General features: G+C 35.7%; 1 protein-coding gene and 1 pseudogene. Both read left to right on the top strand.

Features of this window, described 5'->3' with window-relative positions:
* The coding region (locus tag P8M54_RS09300) for a zinc carboxypeptidase (RefSeq protein WP_300287531.1) at positions 1-1900 on the top strand (1900 nt) is incomplete at its 5' end.
* Positions 1901-2065: 165 nt separating this feature from the next.
* Positions 2066-2193 (top strand): annotated as a pseudogene (locus tag P8M54_RS09305) (tRNA (guanosine(37)-N1)-methyltransferase TrmD); the annotation flags it as partial.

Below are 2193 nucleotides of genomic sequence, written 5' to 3' on the forward strand. Positions count from 1 at the left end.
ATGGCCACGCGGACGATTTAATCATTATTTATTTGACATGAATAGAGACTGGCTTCCGGTGCAGCTACCCGAAAGTCAAGCACGCATCAAGACTTTTAGAAAATGGATGCCCAACGTTTTATGTGATTTCCATGAGATGGGAACCAATTCGACCTATTTTTTTCAGCCTGGCGAACCTACAAGAACCAATCCTTTGACTCCAGAACTGAATCAGAAATTGACGATGAAAATCGCAAGTTACCATGCTAAAGCTCTAGACAAAATAGGTAGTTCGTATTTTATTGAAGAAAACTACGATGATTTTTATTACGGAAAAGGTTCTTCTTACCCAGACATCAACGGCTCGGTAGGAATCTTATTTGAGCAAGCGAGTTCGAGAGGTCATGCCCAAGAAAGCGCTAGCGGAATTATCACTTTTCCGTTTACGATTCGAAATCAATTCACCACTAGTTTATCTACTTTGCAAGCAACCTCCGAGATGCGCACCGATTTACTAGAATACCAACGTGATTTTTACAACAATGCAAGAGCTGAAAGCAAAAAGAGTAAATTCAAAGGTTATGTGGTTGGAGACGAAAAAGATGCTACAAGAGTCAATGAACTGGCGAAAATTTTAAGTCAGCATAAAATAGAAATGCTAGCTTTAAATAATGATATCACAATCAACAACAAAAAATTCAAAAAGGACTTGAGTTACATCATTCCTGTTGAGCAGCAAAACACAAAACTGATCAATGCTATTTTTGATCGTCAAACTAAATTTAAAGACAGTTTATTTTATGATATTTCGGCTTGGAGTTTCGATTTGGCTTTCAATGTGAATTTTGAAGGAGTAAATTCACTTGCTGCAGCAGGCGCAAAATACGAACCGACTTTAAAAGTTGGAACTGTAAATGCTAAAAGTGATATTGGCTACTTAATCGAATGGACGGACCATAAATCACCCAAATTATTAAATCAATTATTATCAAAAGGTTTACGAGTAAAAACTACCTCAAAACCGTTTATACACAAAGGAAAAGCATTTGGATATGGCAGTTTGTTTGTCCCTGTTCAAAATCAAGACATGAGTTCGACCGAAATAAACAATTATTTGAACGAAATCATTAGCGAGTACACCTTTGACATTACAGCTGTAGAAACTGGTTTTACAGATGGGATAAATCTAGGAAACCCCAATTTTGAAACATTAGAAACCCCAAAGGTTGCCATGTTGGTTGGTAAAGGTGTTGATCCTGCTGATGCCGGAGAAATATGGCATATGTTTGATCAAAAAGCTGCGATACCATTGACCAAATTAGATGTGGATCAATTACCAAATGTGAATTTAAACCGTTACAATACCTTAATTCTAGTGAATGGTAATTATGGTGGATTATCGAAAGACACGACTACTAAAATAGAACAGTGGGTACAAAATGGAGGCACACTAATTGCGTATCAAGATGCTATAAAATGGCTCAATACTGCTAAAGTAATTGAACTTACGTTTAAAACGAATAAAGAAGAGGCTAAAAACATAAGCTTTGAACAGAAGGATGATTTTAGAGGAGCACAATTGGTAGCTGGTGCTATTTTTGAAACAAAATTAGATTTGTCTCATCCAATCAACTTTGGAATGCCAAGAAACACTCTTCCAGTATTTAGAAACAGTTCCATCATGATAGAACCTAATAAAAACAGCTATGAAAACCCTATTCAATACACTAAATCGCCACTAATAAGCGGCTATATTTCAAATCCTAATTTGGCGTTGTTAAAGGAATCTGTTCCTTTTCAATCGATACGAAAAGGAAGCGGAAAAATAATCGTTTTTACGGACAACACTAATTTTAGAGCCTTTTGGTTAGGAACCGAAAAATTACTTTGGAATGCTGTATTCTTTAGTAAATTAATGTAAAAGCAGTAAAACTGTATCACGACACACAAGTTAGTTAGCCTCTGGAATTTAAATTCTGGAGGCTAACTTATTTTAAACTAGTTCCTATTGTAGCCTATCGTAGTTCGGAATTTCCCATTAAAAAACTTTGTACCTTTGGCACTTTAAAACTTAGAGCTAAAAATTATGCGCATTGATATTGTTACCGTTTTACCTGAATTATTACGTAGCCCTTTTGAGGCTTCCATTATGAAACGTGCGATAGATAAAGGCTTAGTTGAAGTGCATTTTCATAATTTAAGAGACTACACAAC

Origin of the sequence: Flavobacterium sp. (genome assembly GCF_029242675.1) — a bacterium.
In the GTDB taxonomy this organism is placed as follows: domain Bacteria; phylum Bacteroidota; class Bacteroidia; order Flavobacteriales; family Flavobacteriaceae; genus Flavobacterium.